The following is a 22,314-nucleotide window of genomic DNA, read 5'->3' on the forward strand; positions in this document are numbered from 1 at the left end:
GTCATCCCGCTGCCTGGTCGATGATGTTGTCGCGCAATGCTCCCGAGAGGAACGATGCGAGCCGGTGCATCGCCGGTCGCGCCTCAGGTGTCAGCCGCGGCAGCGCCTGGAAGACGTGCACCTGATCCGGCCACACCTCGAGTTCGCAGGTTCCACCCGCGGCGCGAATGTGTTCGGCCAGCGCGATGGCGTCGGCGGCCAGCATCTCGGCCCCGCCGGCCTGGATCAGCGTCGCCGGCAGAGTGCGGCCCTCAGCGACGTCGAGCTTCAGGCGGGGATGCGTCGAATCGACTCCGGCGCAGTACAACTCGATCAACCGAATGGCGTCCGCCGAGCGGATGGCCGGGTCTCGGCGAGTCCGTTCGCGTGTGCGCGCCAGGGAGAACGTCAGATCCAGGACGGGGGAGAGCAACGCGAGTGCCGCGGGATGGGTGACATCGGGCTGCAGCAACAGGTCGACGGCCAAATGGCCGCCCGCGGAATCCCCCGCGATGACGGTGCGCTGCGGCGCCATGCCCTGGTCGTGTATCAGCCATTCCCATCCGGTGCGGACATCGTCTGCCGCGGTGGGGAATCGGTGCTTGGGCGCGAGGCGGTAGTCGATGGAGAAGACCGGTAACCCGGTCAGCTGGGAAAGCCAGGACGTGAGTCGGCGGTGCGTGCGCGGCGAGCAGAGGACGAATCCGCTGCCATGGACGAAGTAGACCGCTTCGGCGCGGTTGCGCTGCACGCCTGGGCCGTGAACCCATTCACCGATGACGCGACGGCCGTCGGACATCCTTGTGTCGACGCGTCGCACGTGTGTGCCGATCATCGATGGGCCGAACGTATCCATGATGCGGGCCACGATCTGACGCGAAAGCCATACTCCCCACGCCTGATCCGGCGGGAGCACGGCGCTGATCTGTCGCAGGGTCATGGCGCTGATCGATGCCGCGCTGCGCGAGCGCAGCGAACCGCGCTCGGGCATTGCGGGCTCTCCGTTGAGCACTCTCGGAGTACAACACCAAATGATGACATTTGTCAATGTCACCATCGTGCAATGGCAAGGCTGGCCCGAGTTCGATCCGCTTGACGGTGTCGGTGGGCAGGTGTTTACTCGGGGTATCGAACATACATTCGAAAACAGAGTGAAACTGGTGATGCAGGAGGTGCTGCTGTGACAGCTGCCTTGCCCCTGGATCAGGGCCGTCCTGACCGCGCTGAACAGCTAGAACACCTGCGTCGCAGGATAGCGGCAGTATCCGGAAAGGTGGGTGGCGGGCGTCGTGGAGCGGCACCGGCCAGCGATCCGCTTCCGGCGTCGGAAAGTTTGCTGCCGATACCCGAAACTCTTAGCAATGTCCTAGCTGCACCGTTGCCGCGCGGGACCGTGGCGGTGTTGTCGGGTGCTCGATCGCTGGCGTTGAGCATGGTGGCGGCGGTGACGGCGGAGGGCGGACATGCCGCGATCGTCGGTCACCCTGAGGCCGGTCTGCTGGCCGCCGTGGAGATGGGCGCGGATCTGAGCAGGATCGCGGTCGTCCCCGATCCCGGAAGCGATCCGGTCGAGGTGGCCGCCGTGCTGATGGACGGCATGGACATGGTGGTGCTCGGACTGGGTGGGCGTTCGGTGCCTGCCACCCGTGCGCGGGCGGTCGTTGCCCGGGCGCGGCAGAAGGGCTGCACCCTGCTGGTCACCGACGGTGACTGGCAGGGTGCGTCCGCCCGTCTGGATGCCAGGGTCTGCGGCTATGAGATCACCGGCCGTGCCCGCCCCGGATTCGGCCGAATCGCCAAGGTGCAACTGGCCTATTCGGTCAGTGGCCGGGTCGTGAGCGGCCGGGCCGGGCTGACCCCGGTTGCGCAGTGAGCGGGCTGTGTCGTCGCGCGTATTGGCCATCTGGTGCATGGACTGGCCCGCGGTCGCCGCCGCGGCGGCGGCTGGTTTGACACCCACGGCGCCGGTCGCGGTGACGTTGGCCAACCGGGTCATCGCGTGTTCGGCGTCGGCGCGTTCGGTGGGCGTGCGGCGGGGACTGCGCCGCCGGGAGTCGCAGGCCAGGTGTCCGGATCTACATGTCGTCACCGCCGATCCGGCGCGTGATGCCCGCCATTTCGAGGACGTGACGGCCGCGGTGGACGACCTGGTGCCACGGGCCGAAGTGCTGCGGCCCGGCCTGTTGGTCCTGCCGGTGCGCGGGGCGGCCCGCTACTTCGGGTCCGAACAGGCGGCCTCCGAGCGACTGGTAGACGCGGTGGCCGCGGCCGGAGCCGAATGTCAGGTCGGTGTCGCCGATCAACTGCCCACCGCGGTCTTCGCCGCGCGAGCGGGACGGATCGTCGAGTCCGGCAAGGACGCACTGTTCCTGTCGGCGCTGTCCATCCGGCAGCTGGCCACCGAGCCGAGCCTGGCTGCGCCCGGCCGTGATGACTTGGCAGACCTGCTGTGGCGCATGGGAATCCGGACGATCGGACAGTTCGCGGCATTGGCTCGCAGCGACGTGGCCTCGCGCTTCGGCGCCGACGCGGTGGTCGCGCACCGGTTCGCCCGTGGCGAGCCGGCCAGGGGACCGTCGGGTCGTGAACCCGAGCAGGAGCTCGACGCCGTCATGGACTGCGACCCGCCTATCGATCGGGTGGATGCCGCAGCGTTCGCGGGCCGCTCACTGGCGGGGGCCCTGCACCGCAGCCTGGAGGCGTCCGGGGTGGGATGCACCCGCCTGGCCATCCACGCGATCACCGCCAACGGCGAAGAGTTGGAACGGGTTTGGCGCTGCGCCGAACCGCTGACCGAGGACGCCACCGCCGACCGGGTGCGCTGGCAACTGGACGGCTGGTTGAACAGACGCAATCCGGGTGATCGGCCCACCGCCCCGGTCACCGTCATCCGGCTGCGTCCGGTGGAGCTGGTTTCGGCCGAGGCGCTGCAGTTGCCGCTGTGGGGCGGCATTGGGGAAGAGGACAGGCTGCGGGCGCGGCGTGCGCTGGTACGCGTACAAGGTCTGCTCGGACCCGAGGCGGTGCAGGTGCCGATGCTCAGTGGTGGTCGTGGGCCGGCTGAACGCATCACCTTCACGCCCCTGGGTGATGAGCAGGTGCCGCGCGCCGATCCCGCTCAGCCCTGGCCGGGCCAACTGCCCGAACCGTCACCGACGGTGCTACTCGACGATCCGGTCGAACTGTTCGACGCCAGCGGGAATCCGGTGCGGGTGACCGGCCGGGGACTGTTCTCCGCGGACCCGTCGCGTCTGGTTTCACCGGGTTCGAACGATTCCCGGCTGGCTTGGTGGGCCGGGCCCTGGCCGGTCGACGAGCGGTGGTGGGACCCTGAGTTCACCAAATCGGGTCGCACCGCCAGGGCGCAAGTGCTGGTCGATGGCAAGCCGGGGCGGGCGCTGCTGCTCTGCTACCGGCAGAGGAGGTGGTACGTCGAAGGCATCTACGAATAGTCGAGTTTCTTCGCGAACGCACCCACTCGGGCGATGAAACGTTCGAAGAACGCCTCGGGCTCAACGCCGACGCCGACGAGCGCATTGGGCTCCCGGCCCCACCTGTTGCTCCAGTCCGCGATCGTCATACCCTTGGTGAGGGTGCCGGTCAGCTCGACGTCGACGGTGACGCGCCGACAGCGGACAAGGTCGGGATCCAGCACAACCGCCGCTGCCAGCGGGTCGTGCAGGTGCGCGATATAGCCCTCGTTCTGGTCGAAGTGGAACTCGAAGTAGAACCGCATCGCGTCCTCGAGCACCGCGATCAACGGATTGGACGCGACCGATTTCGTGCCGCGGTTGTCCAGCACGCTCATCGGGATCGACGACGACTCCGCGGCCGCGGCGAGTCGGCTCAGCAGCATCGGCGTCATCGCGATGTGCTCGGTCAGGTTCAGGCCGAGCACAATTGGGAGATGTTCGGGTGGCTTCAGCCCCCACGCTGCACCCCACACGGCGAAGACCTCTCCGGCGGCCTCCGGATCCACGCTGATGTTCCACTCCGCCACCGGTGTGGTGTTGCCGCGGTAGTCGAATGCGCCGCCCATGATGACCAGCCGGCGTAGCAGTCTCGGCAGCGCCGGTTCCCTGCGCATGGCCAGTGCCAGATTGGTCAACGGGCCGACGGCGATCGCGACCAACTCGCCGGGATACGCGCGCGCCGCACGAATCCACGCGTCGGCGGCGTCGTGCGTGGTGAGTTCACGATCGGTCGACGGCAGTTGCGCGTAACCCATCCCCTTGGGTCCGTGGGTGTCTTCAGCGGTGCGTAACGGCACCACCAGGGGTCGTTCGGAACCCTTGGACACCGGAACGTTCATCCGGCACAGCTCGAGCAGACCCAGGTTGTTCTCGCAGACCCGTTGTACGGGAACGTTTCCGGCGGTCGAGGCGATTCCAACGACTTCGGCGTCGTCGCTGGCGAACAGATACACCAACGCCATCGCGTCGTCGACCCCCGTGTCGACATCGACGAAGACAGGCAGCGTCACGCTGCCAACGATAGGACCAGCCCGCTCACCAGTGCACGCCGGGCACCAGGCGCAGGGCGCGCTTGGCGGGGCGTGCCATCGCCCGCGGGACGCGGACCTTGGGCACCGCGGCGCGTGCCGGTCGTTTCGGGCGACGTTCCGGCGTGGATTCGGATACCTCGCCTCGGGCGGCCGCCGAATCCGGATAGCCCAGGTAGATCTGATGCAGTACCCGCCGCGACAGCTTCGGGGTGAAGTACATGCCGACGTCGGCCAGTGTCCCGACCGGGGTGTCGATCCTTGCGGGCTTCTCGATGAGCCCGCGCACCACCATCGCCGCAGCATGCTCGGCGGTGATCGGCGGTAACGGGTTGAGTCGCCGCGACGGCGCGATCATCGGCGTCTTCACCAACGGCATGTGGATGCTGGTGAAGGTGATGTGGTCGGAAAGGGTCTCGCTGCCAACGACTTCGGCGAACGCATCCAACGCGGCCTTGCTGGGGATGTACGCGCTGTACTTCGGGCTGCTGGCTTGCACGCCGGCGCTGGACACGTTGACCACGTGCCCGAACTTCCTTTCGCGCCAGTGCGGTAGGAGGGCGAGCACCATCCGCACCGACCCGAAGTAGTTGACCGCCATCACGCGTTCGTAATCGTGCAGGCGGTCGGTGGACGCCGCCACCGAGCGACGGATCGACCGGCCCGCGTTGTTCACCAGATAATCGACGTGCCCGAATCGCCCGAGGATGTCCTTGACCGTGGCCTCGACGGATGTCGAGTCGGTGACGTCGCAGGTGAAGGCGTACGCCTGCCCACCGGCCTCGCGGATCTCGGCGATGAGCTCGTCGAGCGCTTCGGCGTTGCGCGCCAACGCGAATACGCATCCCCCACGTTCGGCGACGGCCACGGCGGACGCACGCCCGATCCCACTGGACGCGCCTGTGATGATGACGTGCTTGCCCACCAACGGGCCGGCGGGATCGTCGCGGCGTGCACGGTCGGGGTCCAGGTGCTCGGCCCAGTACTGCCACAACTTCGATGCGTACGTGGCGAATTCGGGCACGGTGATGCCGGTGCCGCGCAACGCCTCATCGGCATTGTCGGAGGTGAACGTCGGCATCAGGTCGACGACATCGAGCACCGCGGCGGGAACGCCCAGCTGGGTGGCCGCCATATTGCGCAGGATCTTGGCGCGCCCGGTGGCCCGCACAATCGGTGTGGCTGCGCTGCGCGGCAGCGAACCCACCAGCGGTGGCAGACCCGCGGCCTTGGCCACCCCGCGGTAGATCACTCGCAGCCCAATGGTTTTCGGAGCGGTGAGATGAAACGTCTGCCCGTCGCGGTCGGGCTTGTGCATGAGATGGACAGCCGCTTCAACTACATAGTCCACCGGGACGATGTTGGTGCGGCCGGTGTCGGGCAGCACCATCGGCGTGATGCCGGGCAATCGGGCCAACTTGGCCAGTACGCCGAAGAAGTAATAGGGCCCGTCGACCTTGTCCATCTCACCGGTGCGCGAATCGCCGACGACGACGGCGGGCCGGTAGATCCGGTACCGGAGCCCGTGCGCCGATCGGACCAGCAGCTCGGCTTCGAACTTCGTCTGGTGATAGGGCGTCGGTAGCTCCTGCGCAACGTCGAAATCGTCCTCGGTGAATTCACCTCGATAGGTGCCGGCCACCGCGATCGACGACACGTGGTGCAGGGTCGCGCCGAGGCGCAGGGCGAGGTCGATGACGGCGCGAGTGCCGTCGACATTGGCCGCACGCTGGTCGGCCTCGGTGGCGGTGATGTCGTAGATCGCCGCACAGTGCACGACGTGGTCCACGGTGCCCAGCTCGGCGACGGTCTCGCCGGTCAGCCCGAGATTCGCCGAGACGAGGTCGCCGACCAGCGGTTTCGCTCTTTCGCCCCATGGATGCTCACCCTCGGCAGCCAACCGCTCGAACCGCTCGAGCGACTCGCGCCGCACCAGCACCCACACCTCGGCGTCATCGCGGCTCGCCAGAATCTGCGACACCACGCGTCTGCCAATAAACCCAGTACCGCCGGTAACGACATAACGCATGCGAGCCATGGTCACCCCTGACGAGGGATACGTCAATGGCTGGATTGTCGGCTCGGCCGACGTGGCTGGATTGTCGGCTCGGCCGACGTGGCTGGATCGCCGGCTCGGCCGACGTGGCCGGATTGTCGGCTCGGCCGACAGTGCTGTGTATCGTCCGACACACCAGCGAAGGGAGCCTCGATGCCGCTCGATCCGAATGCCATAGGCGCAAAGACGGAACCGCAGATTTTCAAATGGACCGACCGCGACACGATGCTCTATGCACTCGGCGTCGGCGCCGGACTCGACGATCTGGCGTTCACCACAGAGAACACCCACGACACTCCACAACAGGTGCTGCCGACCTATGCCGTCATCGCTTGTTTGCCGTTCGCAGCCGCCGCCATGATCGGCAGCTTCAACTTCGCCATGCTGCTGCACGGATCCCAGGGGATCCGGTTGTTCAAACCCCTGCCGCCGGCGGGCAAGCTCAGCGTCGTAGCGGAAGTCGCCGACATTCAGGACAAAGGTGAGGGCAAGAATGCGGTTGTCATGCTCAAGGCAACGGGCACCGATCCCGACTCCGGTGAGGTGATCGCCGAGACGCACACCACGGCGGTCATCCGCGGTGAGGGTGGATTCGGCGGCCAGCCTGGCCAGCGTCCCGCGGCGCCGGAAATCCCTGACCGCGAACCGGATTCGACGATCGCGCTGCCCACCCGCGAGGACCAGGCGCTGATCTATCGGCTGTCCGGGGACCGCAACCCGCTGCACAGCGATCCGTGGTTTGCCCGCGAGCTGGCCGGCTTCCCCAAGCCGATCCTGCACGGTCTGTGCAGCTACGGTGTCGCAGGACGAGCGCTCGTCGCCGACCTCGGTGGCGGTGACGCGACGAAAGTCAGTGCCGTCGCAGCCCGGTTCACGTCGCCGGTGTTTCCCGGCGAAACTCTCACGACGTCGATCTGGCGGACCGAGCCGGGGCATGCGGTGTTCCGCACCGAGGCCGCCAATCCCGACGGCTCGAACACGCGGCTGGTACTCGAGGACGGCACCGCCGAATACAGCTCCTGACGCTGCGCCGGCGGCCAATTTCCCTCAAACGGCGGTAACCAGGGTTCCGCGTTGACAGGATTCACCCCACGACGTCCGGACATCGGTGTGCGAGATGGAGGGTGGTACGGCTATGAAACTGATCGTTGGTTACCTGGCAACGCCGGGAGGCGCCGACGCGCTGGCACTCGGGGTGCGGCTCGCCCGCACGCTCGGCGCCGAACTCGGGGTGAGCATCATCTTGCCGCCGGATCGGATGGTGCCCTCGCTGGTTCCGGTCGGTGGCTACGACGAGCATCTCGCCGAGCAGGCCGAGCACTGGCTTGCCGAAGCCCGCGCGATGATTCCCGCCGACGTCGTCGCGGGGACCCACGTCAGTTTCGACGACTCCTACGCCGACGGTCTGATCAAGGAAGCGGCACGGGTGCAGGCCGACCTCATCGTCGTCGGCGGCTCTGGTGGCGGGCTGGCGGGCCCCTACTCGTTGGGATCGGTCGTCAACGAGCTTCTGCATTCGGCGCCGGTGCCTGTCGCGGTGGCGCCGCGGGGCAGCCGCCATTGGTCAGAGAATCGGGTGCGGGAGGTGACGTGCGCGATCGGCGAGCGTGCGGGCGCGGATCTGCTGCTCGAAACCGCCGTTAGCTTCAGCCGAGCGGCGGGGACTCCGTTGCGGCTGGTGTCGTTGGTTTCGCTGGACCCGATGTTCGGGACGCTTCGCGGCGACGACGACGCGGTGCGTGGGCGTGCGCTCGCTCACGCCGAGCACACGCTCGAGGCGGCCAAAAGCCAACTACCCGAAGACTTTCCCGTGACGTCGACGATTGTCGACGGTCGCACGGTCGAGGAGGCGGTCAGCAAGCTCCAATGGCGGGACGGCGACGTGATCATGGTCGGATCGAGTCGGCTCAGCGCACCCAAGCGCCTGTTCCTGGGGTCGACGGCGGCGAAGATGTTGCGGGTACTGGAAGTTCCGATGGTGGTCGTTCCGAGGGATCAGTTCGACGCCGCGGACCTGCCGTGAGCGACGCCGCGGACAAGCAACTGCAGATCGCCGAAGAGTCGGCAGGTCTCGTCTCGAAGGGGCTTGCCGCAGGCAAGGTGGGCACCTTCTCCGGTGCGGTACTGGGTATCTCGTCGGTCGCGCCCGGGTACACGCTGACGGCGAGCATCGGTCTGATCGTGGCGGCGGTCGGACTGAAGATGCCCGCGATCCTGATCGCCGGGTTCATCCCGATGTTCCTGACCGCTTACGCCTATCGCGAGCTGAACTCACGCGCCCCCGACTGCGGAGCGTCGTTCACCTGGTCCACCAAGGCTTTTGGACCGTACGTCGGCTGGATGTGCGGGTGGGGGATGGTGATCGCGACCATCATCGTGCTGTCCAATCTGGCCGCCATCGCCGTCGAGTTCCTCTATCTGTTCATCGCGCGGGTGCTCGACAACCCGTCGATCGCCGACCTCGCGGACAATAAGGTGATCAACATCGTGACGACGCTCGTGTTGATCGCGATCGCCACGTTGATCGCGAGCCGTGGCATCACCACCAGCGAGCGTGTGCAGTACGTCCTGGTCGGTTTTCAGATGACGGTGCTGATCGCTTTCGCGGTCGCGGCGTTCATCCTCGTCGGACGGGGCGACGCGCCTGCCGGTCTCTCGTTCGACCTGGACTGGTTCAACCCGTTCACCGGGCTTGTGCTGAGCGCCTTCGTGATCGGTGTGACGGGATCGATCTTCGCCTTCTGGGGTTGGGACACCTGCCTGACGCTGGGCGAGGAGTCCAAAGACCCCACGAGGGTTCCCGGCCGCGCCGGACTGCTGTGCGTGCTATCGATCCTGGTGACCTATCTGCTGATCGCCGTCGCGGTGATGATGTACGCCGGCGTTGGCGTCGAGGGCCTGGGCCTGGGCAACGAGGAGAACGCGGACAACGTATTCGGCGCGTTGGCCGATCCGGTGCTGGGCTGGGCCGGACCGCTGCTCTTCCTGGCGGTGCTCGCGTCCTCGGTGGCCAGCCTGCAGACGACCTTCCTGCCCGCTGCGCGGGCCATGCTCGCAATGGGTGCTTACGGCGCGTTTCCGAAGCGCTTCGCCAGTGTCAGCCCGCGATTTCTGGTGCCGTCGTATGCCACCGTGGTCGCCGGAGTGGTGACGGGTGCGTTCTACACGCTCGTGAGCCTGCTGTCCGAGCGGGTGCTGCTGGATACCATTGCCGCGCTTGGCATCATGATCTGCTGGTACTACGGCATCACCGCGTTCGCGTGCGTGTGGTACTTCCGCAAAGAGCTGTTCAGCAACGTCCACAACATCGTGTTCAAGTTCCTTTTCCCGTTGCTCGGCGGCATCATGCTCGCCGCGGTCTTCGTGATCTCGGTGCAGGAGAGCATGAATCCGGAGAACGGTAGCGGCGCCGCGATCGGCGGCATCGGCCTGGTGTTCTTCATGGGCTTCGGGATCCTGCTGCTCGGTGCGGTGTTGATGGTGATCCGACGGTTCAGCAGCCCGGAGTTCTTCGAGCGGCGCACGCTGTCCGACAGCATGAGTTAGAACGGGCACAATCTGAGCACGAATGCGCCACTCGCGCGGGTCGCGCTGCGGTTGTATTGGTCTCATGCAGATGCGCGCGGCCATAATGCACGACTACAACGAGCCCCTGCGCATCGAGGAAGTTCCGGTTCCCGACGTCGGGCCGGCCGATGTGCTCGTCAAGGTGGCCGCGACAGGCATGTGCCGCAGCGACTGTCAGCTCATGGAGGGTTACTTCACCCAGGGTGCGCCATTGAAGGCACCAATCATCCCCGGGCATGAGGTGGCGGGGCGCATCGCCGCGGTGGGTGCCGACGCGCCCCGCGTCGCGGGTCTATCCGAGGGCGATCTGGTTGTGGTGAACCCGAATTGGGGGGACGGAACGTGCCGACAGTGCCGCGAAGGCAACGAACAGATCTGCGCAAACGGACAGATGGCGGGCTTCGGTCCGCCGGGCGGTTTCGCGGAGTACATGCCCGTGCCTTATCGCCACGTCATCGCTGTTCGGGACGGACTCGACTCCCGGCCCGAAACGCTGGCGCCGCTGACCGACGCCGGGCTCACGCCGTATCGCGGGATGAAGAAGCTGCGGCAGGCGGGGAAGGTCGGTGCGGGTCGCACGGTCGTTGTGAACGGCATCGGCGGTCTGGGCAGTTACGGGGTTCAGTACGCGCGCCTGCTCGGTGGCGGTGCGACGGTGGTGGCCTTCGCGCGTAGCGACGAAAAGCTAGCCCTGGCAATGGAAAACGGTGCGCATCACACCATCAACACCCGCGGGAAGACGGCGGACGAGGTGGCCGATGTCCTCGAGGACATGACGGGTCGGCGGGAGGCAGACGCGATCCTCGATTGCGCTGGAGCCGAAGACGGCTTGCAGTTGGGGGCGGCGGTTTTGGCCCGCGAGGGCGCGATAACCTGCGTGGGCCTGATGGGGCAGAAGGTGGTGTTGCCGCTGCTGCCGTTCACGAACGGGGAGAGGTCGTACTTCGGCTCGTTCTGGGGGAACTACGACGATCTCGCCGAAGTGCTGTCGCTCGCCAGCCAGGGCCTGATCAAGCACACCGTCACCACTCTGCGTCTTGATGACGTCAACGAGAAACTCGAGGCGTTGGCACGCGGCGATGTGGTCGGTCGCCTCGTGGTGACCTTCGACTGAGTTATCCCCAATCACGGGTTGATCCACAGGCTGGGGGTTCTGGGGTTCGGGGCGGCTGTTTGGGGAGGTGGGTGTCGTTAGCGTTGTGGTATGGGCGAATTCGTCACCGGAGCAGCAGCACGTGAGCGGTTTCGCGTGCTGTTCGATGAGGTAGATGCCGCCTATGCCCAGATACGGTTGTTGTCCTCTGACGAGGTGGGCAATGCGTTTCGGGTGGAGATGGCCGAACGCCTCGAGACCCAGGAGCGCACCAATCGGGGGTTGATGTATCGGGTGTTCGGTCAACTCGCCGACCCGCCCGATGAGACGGGTCTGGTGGGCGGTGTGGTCGACAGCTTGTGGGCGCGGTTGCGGATCCCGGTCGATGAGATCAAGCGGCGCATGAAGGTGGCCGCGCGGATTTCCCCGCGCCGCCAACTCGCCGGACCCGCGCTGCCACCGCAACTGCCGCTGGTGGCTGCCGCAGTCGAGTCCGGCGATATCGGCGAGGACCACCTGCGGGTGATCAGGAACGCCATCGAAAGGTTGCCGTCGTGTGTGTCGGCCGCTGACCGGGTGGAGGTTGAACGCAGCCTGGTCCGCGAGGCGGTCAAGAACGACGCCGAGATCGTCAAGGCCGCCGGCCGCCGCATCGATGAGATCTTCAACCCTGATGGCGACTTCGATGAGGCCGACCGGCAGCGTCGGCGCTCCATGGTGCTGGGTCCGCAGGGCCCTGATGGGATGTCGCGGTTGTCGGGGTGGATCGACCCCGAAACCCGCTGCTATGTCGAGACAGCGACGGCCGCGGTGCGCCCGGGCCGACATCTGCCCGACGGCACCCCGGCCGAGGATCGTGATGACCGCAGCGCGTCCCAGCGGTGTCACGACGGCATCAAACTCGGCCTGAAGTTGGGCATCGCCTCCGGGGAGATGGGTTCCCATCGCGGGCATGCGGTCACGGTGATCGCGCGCACCACGCTGGCCGAGCTCAACCAGGCCGCCCACGCCGTGCACGATCCCGATGTGCCGATGCCGTCGCCGGCGCGCACCGGCGGGGACACCGCACTGCCGATGCGGGACCTGATCCGGATGGCCGCTGACGGGATCCACTACCTGGCGGTGTTCGAGGACCACAGCGAGCGCCCCATCTACCTGGGCCGCCAGAAGCGGGTGGCCACCGCTGACCAACGCATCATCTGTTACGCACGCGACGGCGGCTGCACCCGCCCGAATTGCCTCGCGCCCGGATATCACAGCGAGGTCCACCACAGCGTCGACTGGGCCGCAGGCGGTGCCACCGACGCCGACATGCTGTTCTTCGCCTGCGGGCCCGACCACACAGCAGTCAGCAAGGGGCGATGGCACACCACGATCACCGACACCGGACGACTGGCATGGACCAACGGAACCCGACCCCCCGACATCAACCACGCCCACCACCCCGAAGAACTCCTGCGCAGCGACCCAGACCCGCCCGACTCCGAGTAGCGGTGCGGTCCCCGGCTGCGATTAGAACATGTGTTCGATACACTGCGTGGATGGGCTGGCATACCGGACCGCCGAGCTGGACGGAAATGGAGCGGGTGCTCTCAGGCCGGTCGCTCCGGTCCGCCGGAGGGGCAAAACCGCGCCGTGCCGGCTGGCCCATCGACCAGCAGGTCGGCGACGGCGGAGACAGTCCGGCCTGGTCGCGCAAGCGCGGGTCCTACGAGCCGCTGGACATCGACCGCTCCGGATCGTCGGTGCCGTATGCGGAGTTGCATGCGCATTCGGCGTACAGCTTCCTCGACGGCGCCAGCACGCCGGAGGAACTCGTCGAGGAGGCCGCCAGGCTCGATCTGCGTGCCATCGCGCTGACCGATCACGACGGGCTCTACGGGGTGGTGCGCTTCGCCGAGGCCGCCAAGGAACTCGACATGCAGACGGTGTTCGGCGCGGAACTGTCACTCGGCGGTGGCGACCGCACCGAGGACCCGGACCCGCCGGGTCCGCATCTGCTGGTGCTGGCTCGCGGTCCGGAGGGATACCGGCGACTGTCGCGCGAGCTCGCAAAGGCACATCTGGCGGGCGGCGAGAAGGGCAAGCTGCGCTACGACTACGACGCGTTGACCGAGGCGGCGGGCGGACACTGGCACATCCTCACCGGATGCCGTAAAGGGCATGTCCGCCAGGCATTCTCCCAAGGCGGACCGGAGGCGGCGGCCACCGCAATCGCCGATCTGGTCGACCGGTTCGGCCGTGACCGAGTCAGCATCGAGCTCACTCACCACGGACATCCCTGCGACGACGAACGCAACGGCGCACTCGCCGAACTGGCGCCCAGGTTCGGCCTCGGCGTCGTCGCCACCACCGGCGCTCACTTCGCCGAACCGTCACGCGGCAGGCTGGCCATGGCCATGGGTGCGATCCGCGCTCGGCATTCCATGGATGAGGCGGCCGGTTATCTTGCCCCGCTGGGCGGTTCGCATCTGCGGTCGGGAATGGAGATGGCGCAACTCTTCGCACACCGTCCCGAGGTGGTGACGGCGGCGGCCGAGCTGGGCGAGCAGTGTGCGTTCGGGCTCGCGCTGATCGCCCCGCAGTTGCCGCCCTTCGATGTCCCGAAGGGGCACACCGAAGACAGCTGGCTGAGACATCTCGTCATGACGGGGGCCCGGAACCGGTACGGCCCGCCCGAGCGTGCCCAGCGGGCATACGCCCAGATCGAGCACGAGCTGAAAATCATTGAACAGCTGACATTTCCGGGCTACTTCCTGGTGGTTCACGACATCACTCGATTCTGCAAAGAGAACAACATCCTGGCCCAGGGCAGGGGATCGGCGGCCAACTCGGCCGTCTGTTATGCACTCGGCGTCACCAACGTCGATCCGATCGCCAACGAGCTGCTGTTCGAGCGGTTCCTGTCTCCGGCGCGCGACGGACCTCCGGACATCGACATCGACATCGAATCGGACCTGCGCGAGAACGCAATACAGTACGTCTACAACCGCTACGGCCGCGACTACGCCGCCCAGGTGGCCAACGTCATCACCTACCGGGGCCGCAGCGCCGTGCGCGACATGGCCCGCGCGCTGGGCTTCTCCCAGGGGCAACAGGATGCGTGGAGTAAGCAGATCGGCCAGTGGGGCAACCTGACCGAAGCGACTCATGTCGATGATGTCCCCGAACCGGTGATCGACCTGGCCGTGCAGATCTCCAACCTGCCAAGGCACATGGGCATCCATTCCGGCGGCATGGTGATCTGCGACCGCCCCATCGCCGACGTCTGCCCGGTGGAATGGGCACGCATGGAGAACCGCAGCGTGCTGCAGTGGGACAAAGACGACTGCGCAGCAATCGGTTTAGTGAAGTTCGACCTGCTCGGCCTCGGTATGCTCTCAGCGTTGCACTACTGCATCGACCTGGTGCGCGAGCACAAAGACCTCGACGTCGACCTGGCCAAGCTGGACCTGTCCGAGCCCGCGGTGTACGAGATGCTGCAGCGCGCCGACTCCGTCGGGGTGTTCCAGGTGGAGTCCCGCGCGCAGATGGCCACGCTGCCCCGGCTGAAGCCAAGGGTGTTCTACGACCTGGTGGTCGAGGTCGCGCTGATCCGTCCGGGCCCCATCCAGGGCGGGTCGGTGCATCCATACATCAAGCGGCGCAACGGGGACGAACGCGTCACCTACGACCACCCGTCGATGGAAGCCGCTCTGCGAAAGACATTGGGTGTTCCGCTGTTTCAGGAACAGCTCATGCAGCTCGCGGTGGACTGCGCGGGCTTCTCCGCCGCCGAGGCCGACCAGTTGCGCCGCGCGATGGGCTCCAAACGCTCCACCGAACGCATGCGTCGGCTGCGGGGCAGGTTCTACGACGGCATGCGCGCCCGGCACGGCATCACGGGAGAGGTGGCCGACCGGATTTACGAGAAGCTGGAAGCATTCGCCAACTTCGGTTTCCCGGAAAGCCATTCGCTGAGCTTCGCCTCGCTGGTGTTCTACTCGTCGTGGTTCAAGCTGCACCACCCTGCGGCGTTCTGTGCTGCGCTGCTGCGGGCACAACCGATGGGCTTCTACTCACCGCAGTCGCTGGTGGCTGACGCCCGCAGGCACGGGGTCACCGTCCACGGACCGGACGCCAACGCCAGCCTCGCGCATGCCACCTTGGAAGACGCAGGGAACGTCGTCAGATTGGGGCTCGGCAGCGTCCGACACATCGGTGACGAGCTGGCCGAACGCATAGTCGTTGAGCGAAATACCAACGGGCCGTTTACTTCTCTGCTCGATCTCACCCAGCGGATTCAACTCAGCGTTCCGCAGACCGAGGCGCTGGCCACCGCGGGTGCGCTGGGCTGCTTCGGAATCACCCGCCGAGAAGGGCTGTGGGCCGCGGGCGCGGCCGCCACCCAGCGTGCCGACCGGCTTCCCGGAGTGGGAGCGTCATCGCAGATCCCCTCGCTGCCCGGCATGACCGAACTGGAACTGGCCGCCGCCGACGTGTGGGCGACGGGCGTCTCGTCAGACAGCTATCCCACCCAGTTCCTGCGCGAAAACCTCGACGCACTCGGCGTCGTTCCGGCCGACAAACTGCTGGGAATCCCCGATGGGACCCGGGTGCTGGTGGCCGGGGCGGTGACTCACCGCCAGCGGCCTGCGACGGCGCAGGGGGTCACGTTCATCAACCTCGAGGACGAGACCGGGATGGTAAACGTCCTGTGTTCGCGCGGGGTTTGGGCGCGGCATCGCAAGCTGGCGCAGACGGCGTCGGCGCTGCTGATCCGCGGACAGGTGCAGAACGCCACCGGCGCGGTCACCGTCGTCGCCGACCGCATGGGCAAGCTCGACATGCGGGTGGGTTCTAAGTCCCGCGATTTTCGCTGAGCGTAGCGAAGCGGAACGTCGGACCCAGCAGGTGAAACGCTGACCGCTACCGTGAGGAAGTGACGCGTCGCGTGTACTTCCTCGTCGCCGCGGGAACCGCGCTCATCGCATGCTGTTATGGCTTCGCGCGGTTTACCTACGGATTGTTCGCACCCGTGTTCACCGACGCTTTCCAGCTCACGCCCACGCTCACCGGGGTGATAGGTGCGGGAAGCTACGTCGGGTACTGCGCCGCGATCATCGTCAGCCTGGTGCTGACCGAACGACTCGGTGCGCGATGGGTCGCCGCCGCAGCCGGAGTCGTTGCGACAGTGGGTATCTCGATAGTCGCCGTCGCGACGTCAGCCTGGGTTCTGGCTGCGGGAGTGCTGGTCGCCGGGTGCAGCACCGGGATCGCCTCGCCGCCACTGGCGGCGGCCGTCGCACAGTTCGTGCCCAGCGAAGCCGCGGATCGAGCCCAGACGGTCGTCAATGGTGGTACCGGGGTCGGAGTGGTGTTGTCCGCGCCGATCGCGCTTGCGCTCTTCACCCAGTGGCGTCTGGCGTGGGCCGTATACGCGATCCTGGCCGTCCTCGTGACCATCGCGGTGATCCTGGCGGTACCGTCCACTTCGGGCCTGCCTGCCAAGGCTGCGGCCGAACGATCCTGGCGCCCAGGTTCCTTCGGTCTCATCGCCGCATCCTTGATGATGGGAATCGGCAGCATTGCGGTCTGGACCTTCGGTCGCGATCTGATCACGACGGTCGGTGGAGCCGACACGACGCGCTCGTCGCTCATGTGGATCGTGCTCGGTGCGGCCGGCATCGTCGGAGCGTTGGCAGGCGACGCCGTCGGCCGCATCGGACTGCGGCGGGCGTGGATCGCGGCGACGGTGACGATGGCCGCGGCTTCGGTGCTGTTGGCGCTGGTGCCGTCCAGCCTCGTCGCGGTCATGGTCGCGGCCGCGCTGTTCGGTGCTGCCTATATCAGTCTGACGGGACTGCTCCTGTTGTGGAGCGTGCGGCTGTACCCCGACCGGACTTCGTTCGGGGTCGGTCTGTCGTTCTTCACCATCGCGGCGGGGCAGGCGTTGGGCGCACCTGCGGCCGGTCTGCTGATCGATGCTGTCGGGACCGCAGCGGCGTTCGTGACGATCGCACTGGTGGGCTTGAGCGTCGTTGCCCTGCGGCCGCCGGGGTCGGCTCAGCCTCGAACCGCCTAGCCCTCGGTCGGGGTGGTCCACACCTTGTCGACGTCGATCTTCAATCGCAGGTTGTAGGCCGACAGGAATTCCTCGGTGAACCCAAGGCTGGTCGCCAGCTCGGCGTACTTCGCGCGATATCGCGTGTCCTGCAACGGATCTGCGTTCTCGGCGTCGACGGTGGCCGCACCGCCCACCACGATGACGCCGGAACCGGCGCCATCGGAATCCAGATTCAGGCTGACCCGAGGGTGGTTCCTGATGTGTCGGACCTTCGCGGCGTCGGGTTCCGAATAGACGAAGACGTCCTTGCCGTCGAAGTAAAACCAGACCAACCGCGGCACGGGCTGGCCGGATTTGGCCACCGTGGTCAACCATCCCGAGTGATCGGTTGAAAGCCGGTCGGTGACTTCTTGCGTGAATTCGACTGCCATACCGCCGAATGTAGTCTCCAAATGTGACCCTGAACTTGTCTGTCGATGAAGTCCTGACCACCACACGTTCAGTGCGCAAGCGGCTGGACCTCGAGAAGCCGGTGTCGCGCGAGGTGTTGATGGAGTGTCTGGAGCTATCGCTTCAGGCACCGACCGGATCCAACGCGCAGGGTTGGCAGTGGGTCTTCGTCGAGGATCCCGAGAAGAAGAAGGCGCTCGCCGACATCTACCGGTACAACGCCGAGCGGTACCTCGAGATGCCCAAGCCCACCTACGGCGACGAGCGTGACGAGCAGCGCCCGCGCGTCACGGATTCCGCGAAGTACCTCGCCGAGCATTTCCACGAGGTACCGGTGATGCTGATTCCCTGCCTTGCGGGCAGCCCGGACGACGCGGTCGCGGGCAGCGCCGGGTTCTGGGGCTCGCTGCTACCCGCGGTCTGGAGTTACATGTTGGCCCTGCGCTCGCGAGGGCTCGGTTCGGCGTGGACGACGCTGCATCTGGTCGGCAAGGGGGAGAAGCTGGCTGCCGAGGTCCTCGGCATTCCGTTCGACGAGTATCGCCAGGGTGGCCTGTTCCCCATCGCCTATACCAAGGGCACCGATTTCCGTCCGGCCAAGCGGCTGCCCGCTGAGCAGCTGACCCACTGGGATTCGTGGTGAAGCTCAGACTGCGCCGCTGAATCCCTGCTGCCGCCACGCTTCGTAGACGACGACCGCTGCGGCGTTGGAAAGGTTCAGTGACCGTCGACCCGCGAGCATCGGAATGCGCAACTGCGCGGTGATGTGCGGGTCGGCCAGCGTCGCCGCGTCCAGGCCGGTGGGTTCGGGACCGAACATCATCACGTCTGCCGGCTCATAACTGACGGTGTCGAACCGTGCCTTGGCATGTGCGGTGAACGCGTACACGCGCTTCGGTGCGATGGCTTGCCATGCGGCGGGCAAGTCGCGGTGCACGGTCACCGACGCGAGGTCGTGGTAGTCCAAGCCGGCCCGCCGCAGTTTGGGTTCGGACAAATCGAATCCGAGCGGCTCGACGAGATGCAATTCGCAGCCCGTTGCGGCGACCATTCGGATCGCGTTACCGGTGTTGGGTGCGATGCGCGGCGAGAAGAACAGCACGCGGAACATTCATAGATCATTGCGCCGGGCGGGCTGACAGTCCAAAACGTGTTTGCTCTGTTATCACAAAGCGACTTAGACGTGCAGTTATGAACTCTGTCTGTTCAGTAAGAATTGTGGAATCAGCACGACACGGCTGGCATACTCGACCAATTGCCAGGCGCACACCGCCAGCCCGTGGACGCGGGCGAATTATCAGGAAGCATATGAACCACGCTCCAAAACCGAAATGCCGACTCGCGGGCGAAATCGCGGGAGAGCGTCGATGACCGCCTTCTCGCAGGTGGAACCGTCTGACGACGCGCCTGCAAATTTCGAAGCCAAAGCCGCGCCGCCGCCCAAGAGGCCGAGCCGTTGGTCGGTTTCCAATTGGCCGGTCCGCTGGAAAGTATTTGCGATCGTATTGGTGCCACTGGTTCTCGCAGGTGTGTTTGGCGGGTTGCGCATCTACAGCAGCGTCACCGAAGCAACGGATTTGCGTCGTGCCGCGGACCGCACCGAAATGGTGCCCGCGATCGTGAACTACATGGCGGCGCTCGACCGCGCAATGTTGGCGAGTTCCACCGGCGGTGATCCGCAGTCCGCCCTCACCGAGTTCGATTCGAGCAGGCAGGAATTGCAGCGCCGGCTGTCCGACACCGACATCGCCGACGACGTCAGCAAGGGCGTCACGAGCATGATCGACGGCGGCCAGGCGCTGATGGACAGGGTCACGGCCAACAACATCAACCTGTTCGAGCGCGTCACCACCTACGCGCCGATCCTGCTCACCGCGGAGGACGCCATCAACGGATCCGTACGCGTCGACGACGAGCGCATCACGGCCGAGACACTCGGGTTGTCCCGCGCGGTCGGTGCGCGCGGACAGATGATGATGCAGCAGCTGCTGGTGAACCTCGGCGGCGAACTGCCGGAACCCGAGCTGCGCACCAGGATGATCGCGTTGGCCGGCACGGAGCCGTCGACGCTGTTCGGGATGAGCCAAGTGCTCGGCGTCGGTTCGGCGGAGGCCCAGCAGTTGCAGGGCGAGATGGTCAAGCGGTTGGCGATCATGTCGGATCCGGCTGCGGTTCTGGTCAACAACCCGGATCTGCGTGCCTCCGAAGCGGTCACCGATCAGATCGCGAGTCAGATCATCACCGACGCCACCGCTTCGGTGACGTCGACGGTGGATGAGCGCGCGGCCGCGCAGCGCACGGCGGCCATCCGGGATGCGGCGATCATCGGGGGAGCGATGCTGCTCGCCCTGATCGTGGTCATCGTGGTGGCGCGGTCGCTGGTGCGACCTCTGCGTCGACTGCGCGACAGCGCGCTGCGGGTGGCCCATGACGACCTGGCCCGCGAAATCGAGCACGTGCGTGCCGGAGGCGACCCGGGACCGATCGATCCGATACCGGTGTACACCTCCGAGGAGGTGGGCCAGGTCGCGCACGCCGTCGACGAACTGCACGAGCAGGCGGTGCTGTTGGCCGGCGAGCAGTCGCGGCTGCAGCTGCAGGTCGGCGACATGTTCGAGACCCTGTCGCGGCGCAGTCGCTCATTGGTCGATCAGCAGCTGTCGCTCATCGACCGGCTCGAGCGCAACGAAGAGGATCCCGAGCGGTTGGAAAGCCTGTTCCGTCTCGATCACCTCGCGGCCCGGATGCGCCGCAACGGCGCCAACCTGCTGGTGCTCGCCGGTGCGAAGGTCCAGCGTGAGCAGGCGGAGCCGGTGCCGGTCTCGGCCGTCATCAACGCCGCGGCCTCCGAGGTCGAGGACTACACCCGCGTGGTGACCGCGACGGTGCCCGACAGCGAGGTCGCCGGCTCGGTGGCGGGCGACCTCGTTCACCTCGTGGCCGAGCTGCTCGACAACGCACTTCGCTACTCGCCGCCGATTTCGCAGGTGCGGGTGTCCGCCGTGCACACCGGTCAGGGTGGCCTCGTCATCGAGATCAGCGACATCGGCCTCGGCATGACCGATTCGGACCTGCGGGTGGCCAATACGCGTCTGCAGTCCGGGGGTGAGGTCACCCCGTACACCGCGCGGCACATGGGCCTGTTCGTGGTCGGCCGGCTGGCGGCGCAGCACGGTCTGGTGGTCAGGTTGCGCAGCACCATTGCGGGCGAGCCGAATTCGGGCACGACCGCAGGGGTCTACGTCCCTCCCGAGCTGCTCGGCGGCGCGGATGCCCCGCATCAATACGGCGAACCGGAGTACGCGGCCGATGCGCACGCGGGCATCGCGACCGCGTTGGCACTGGACGACGACCATTCAGACGGCTGGGGCGACTACGAAGACGAGCCGCAGTACCGCAACGGCCGTTCCGAGGTACCGATCGCGTTGTTGCCGCAACGCGATCCCGGCGCCAGTGGGATCTCCGACGTCCCGGCGTCGCTCGCGCCGTCGGCGCATCAGGCCGAATGGGCGCAGGACGAGTGGCCAGAAGACGAGTGGCCCGAGGACTCCATGCCGGCCCAGACGGGCGAATGGGGCCAACCCTCTGCGCCCGCCGAGCGCCCGACGGACACGTCGGGCTTCTTCGCCGCAAGGCAGCAGGCCGCGAGCAACAGTGTGGCCGCCGCTGCGGCGACACCGGCTAGCCCGGCACCGCAGCCCGAACCCGTCCCGCCCGCGGAACCGTCAGCCACCTCGGGCTCCGATGATGCGATCTACCAGCGGATGCTCTCCGAGTGGCTGGTCGATCCGACGGAGCTGGCCAACAGCGCCGATCTGAATTGGGAATCGGTGTGGGACAGCGGCTGGTCCGCCGCCGAAGCCGCCGACGAGGCTCCGGTCGAGCAGCACACCGAGGAGGGGTTGCCGGTGCGTGAGCCCGGTGCCCGGCTGGTGCCCGGCGCGGCTGAATCCGCAGGTAGTGAGGTCGGACACCACCAAGACGAGGGCGCTCACAGGAACACCGAGGTCGACGACGAGGTAGCATCGGCGGCTGAGTTCGGCTCCCCGGGGCCGGACGCATCATCCGCAGTCGGTGATTTACCGCAGCGCGATCCCGATGCGGTCCGTGCGAGTCTCAGCAGCCATTTCGGCGGTGTGCACGCGGGCCGCTCGCACGCGCGAGAGACCAGAGGAACAGATAGCCAGTGACCTCCCCGTCCTACCCGCCACGATCGACGCAGCGCGATTCGCTCGACTGGCTGGTCTCAAAGTTCGCGCACGAAGTCTCCGGGGTCACCCATGCGGTCCTGGTGTCCGCGGACGGACTGTTGATGGCCTCCAGTGAGCACATCCCGGTCGAACGTGCCGACCAGTTGGCCGCGGTCGCCTCCGGGTTGGCCAGTCTGTCGACGGGCGCCGCGCAACTGTTCGACGGCGGTTACGTCATGCAGTCGATCGTCGAGATGGAGAACGGTTATCTGCTGTTGATGCGCGTGGGCGACGGCTCGAACCTGGCGACGCTCGCATCGCGCAACTGCGATATCGGCCAAATCGGTTACGAGATGGCGATTCTGGTGGAACGGGTGGGCGCCGTGGTGCAATCATCGCGGCGACGCGCACCCCAGCACATGTGAGTGGCCG

Annotated in this window: 18 protein-coding genes; 13 read left to right on the plus strand and 5 right to left on the minus strand. The window is 66.6% G+C overall.

What is annotated here, in order from left to right; translation table 11 throughout:
* Position 1: 1 nt before the first annotated feature.
* Positions 2 to 970 (minus strand): alpha/beta hydrolase, encoded by a 969-nt coding sequence (locus G6N42_RS28125; protein WP_286201654.1) that lies wholly within the window; start codon positions 968 to 970, stop codon positions 2 to 4.
* On the opposite strand from G6N42_RS28125, the gene G6N42_RS28130 reads away from it, so the two are divergent.
* Genes G6N42_RS28130 through G6N42_RS28140 form a run of 3 tightly spaced genes read left to right on the plus strand, consistent with a single transcriptional unit; the run spans position 918 to position 3,431 of the window.
* Positions 918 to 1,163 carry a hypothetical protein gene (locus tag G6N42_RS28130; protein WP_163724434.1) on the plus strand — a complete coding sequence of 82 codons (246 nt, stop codon included), beginning with the start codon at positions 918 to 920 and terminating at the stop codon, positions 1,161 to 1,163. The two genes, G6N42_RS28125 and G6N42_RS28130, sit on opposite strands and share 53 nt — an antisense overlap.
* Positions 1,160 to 1,852: a DnaE2-dependent mutagenesis accessory factor ImuA' gene (gene imuA', locus G6N42_RS28135; RefSeq protein WP_174262184.1), complete on the plus strand. Its 693-nt coding sequence runs from the start codon at positions 1,160 to 1,162 to the stop codon at positions 1,850 to 1,852. The genes G6N42_RS28130 and imuA' overlap by 4 nt, the downstream gene beginning before the upstream one ends.
* A 37-nt stretch (positions 1,853 to 1,889) precedes the next feature.
* Entirely contained in the window at positions 1,890 to 3,431 is a 1,542-nt protein-coding gene (locus G6N42_RS28140) for a DNA polymerase Y family protein (RefSeq protein ID WP_163738481.1), read from the plus strand.
* On the opposite strand, the gene G6N42_RS28145 is transcribed toward G6N42_RS28140, so the two are convergent.
* Together G6N42_RS28145 and G6N42_RS28150 are read right to left on the minus strand one after the other, a co-directional pair.
* Entirely contained in the window at positions 3,422 to 4,462 is a 1,041-nt protein-coding gene (locus tag G6N42_RS28145) for a nucleoside hydrolase (protein ID WP_163735788.1), read from the minus strand. The genes G6N42_RS28140 and G6N42_RS28145 overlap by 10 nt on opposite strands.
* Positions 4,463 to 4,487: 25 nt before the next feature.
* Entirely contained in the window at positions 4,488 to 6,509 is a 2,022-nt protein-coding gene (locus tag G6N42_RS28150; RefSeq protein WP_197905562.1) for an SDR family oxidoreductase, read from the minus strand.
* A gap of 180 nt (positions 6,510 to 6,689) precedes the next feature.
* On the opposite strand from G6N42_RS28150, the gene G6N42_RS28155 reads away from it, so the two are divergent.
* From G6N42_RS28155 to G6N42_RS28185, 7 genes are all read left to right on the plus strand, one after another.
* The gene (locus G6N42_RS28155; RefSeq protein WP_163735795.1) at positions 6,690 to 7,559 is read left to right on the plus strand and encodes a MaoC/PaaZ C-terminal domain-containing protein; all 870 of its coding nucleotides are present in this window, start codon (positions 6,690 to 6,692) and stop codon (positions 7,557 to 7,559) included.
* A gap of 112 nt (positions 7,560 to 7,671) precedes the next feature.
* Positions 7,672 to 8,559: a universal stress protein gene (locus G6N42_RS28160; protein WP_163735799.1), complete on the plus strand. Its 888-nt coding sequence runs from the start codon at positions 7,672 to 7,674 to the stop codon at positions 8,557 to 8,559.
* A complete protein-coding gene (locus G6N42_RS28165; protein ID WP_174262185.1) occupies positions 8,556 to 10,082 on the plus strand; it encodes an APC family permease in 1,527 nt (508 codons plus the stop codon). The genes G6N42_RS28160 and G6N42_RS28165 overlap by 4 nt, the downstream gene beginning before the upstream one ends.
* 70 nt (positions 10,083 to 10,152) lie before the next feature.
* A complete protein-coding gene (locus tag G6N42_RS28170; RefSeq protein ID WP_174262186.1) occupies positions 10,153 to 11,217 on the plus strand; it encodes an NAD(P)-dependent alcohol dehydrogenase in 1,065 nt (354 codons plus the stop codon).
* Positions 11,218 to 11,307: 90 nt separating this feature from the next.
* Positions 11,308 to 12,687, plus strand: coding sequence for a 13E12 repeat family protein (locus tag G6N42_RS28175; RefSeq protein ID WP_163735805.1), 1,380 nt, complete (start codon positions 11,308 to 11,310; stop codon positions 12,685 to 12,687).
* Positions 12,688 to 12,737: 50 nt separating this feature from the next.
* Positions 12,738 to 16,058, plus strand: a complete 3,321-nt coding sequence (locus G6N42_RS28180) for an error-prone DNA polymerase (protein ID WP_163735808.1) — start codon at positions 12,738 to 12,740, stop codon at positions 16,056 to 16,058.
* Positions 16,059 to 16,117: 59 nt separating this feature from the next.
* Positions 16,118 to 17,260 (plus strand): MFS transporter, encoded by a 1,143-nt coding sequence (locus G6N42_RS28185; RefSeq protein WP_232076395.1) that lies wholly within the window; start codon positions 16,118 to 16,120, stop codon positions 17,258 to 17,260.
* On the opposite strand, the gene G6N42_RS28190 is transcribed toward G6N42_RS28185, so the two are convergent.
* Positions 17,257 to 17,673: a TIGR03667 family PPOX class F420-dependent oxidoreductase gene (locus tag G6N42_RS28190; protein WP_163735812.1), complete on the minus strand. Its 417-nt coding sequence runs from the start codon at positions 17,671 to 17,673 to the stop codon at positions 17,257 to 17,259. The two genes, G6N42_RS28185 and G6N42_RS28190, sit on opposite strands and share 4 nt — an antisense overlap.
* Positions 17,674 to 17,696: 23 nt before the next feature.
* On the opposite strand from G6N42_RS28190, the gene G6N42_RS28195 reads away from it, so the two are divergent.
* Positions 17,697 to 18,335 carry a nitroreductase family protein gene (locus G6N42_RS28195; RefSeq protein ID WP_163735815.1) on the plus strand — a complete coding sequence of 213 codons (639 nt, stop codon included), beginning with the start codon at positions 17,697 to 17,699 and terminating at the stop codon, positions 18,333 to 18,335.
* Positions 18,336 to 18,338: 3 nt separating this feature from the next.
* Here the strand turns inward: G6N42_RS28195 and G6N42_RS28200 are convergent, their stop codons facing one another.
* Complete coding sequence (locus G6N42_RS28200; RefSeq protein WP_163735818.1) at positions 18,339 to 18,803, minus strand: tRNA (cytidine(34)-2'-O)-methyltransferase; 465 nt, start codon at positions 18,801 to 18,803, stop codon at positions 18,339 to 18,341.
* Positions 18,804 to 19,059: 256 nt separating this feature from the next.
* Between G6N42_RS28200 and G6N42_RS28205 the strand changes: the two genes are divergently transcribed.
* Positions 19,060 to 21,882 carry an ATP-binding protein gene (locus G6N42_RS28205; RefSeq protein WP_163735820.1) on the plus strand — a complete coding sequence of 941 codons (2,823 nt, stop codon included), beginning with the start codon at positions 19,060 to 19,062 and terminating at the stop codon, positions 21,880 to 21,882.
* Complete coding sequence (locus G6N42_RS28210) at positions 21,879 to 22,307, plus strand: roadblock/LC7 domain-containing protein (protein WP_163735824.1); 429 nt, start codon at positions 21,879 to 21,881, stop codon at positions 22,305 to 22,307. The genes G6N42_RS28205 and G6N42_RS28210 overlap by 4 nt, the downstream gene beginning before the upstream one ends.
* The last annotated feature ends 7 nt before the right edge of the window (positions 22,308 to 22,314 follow it).

This window comes from Mycobacterium gallinarum, assembly GCF_010726765.1.
Lineage (GTDB): Bacteria > Actinomycetota > Actinomycetes > Mycobacteriales > Mycobacteriaceae > Mycobacterium > Mycobacterium gallinarum.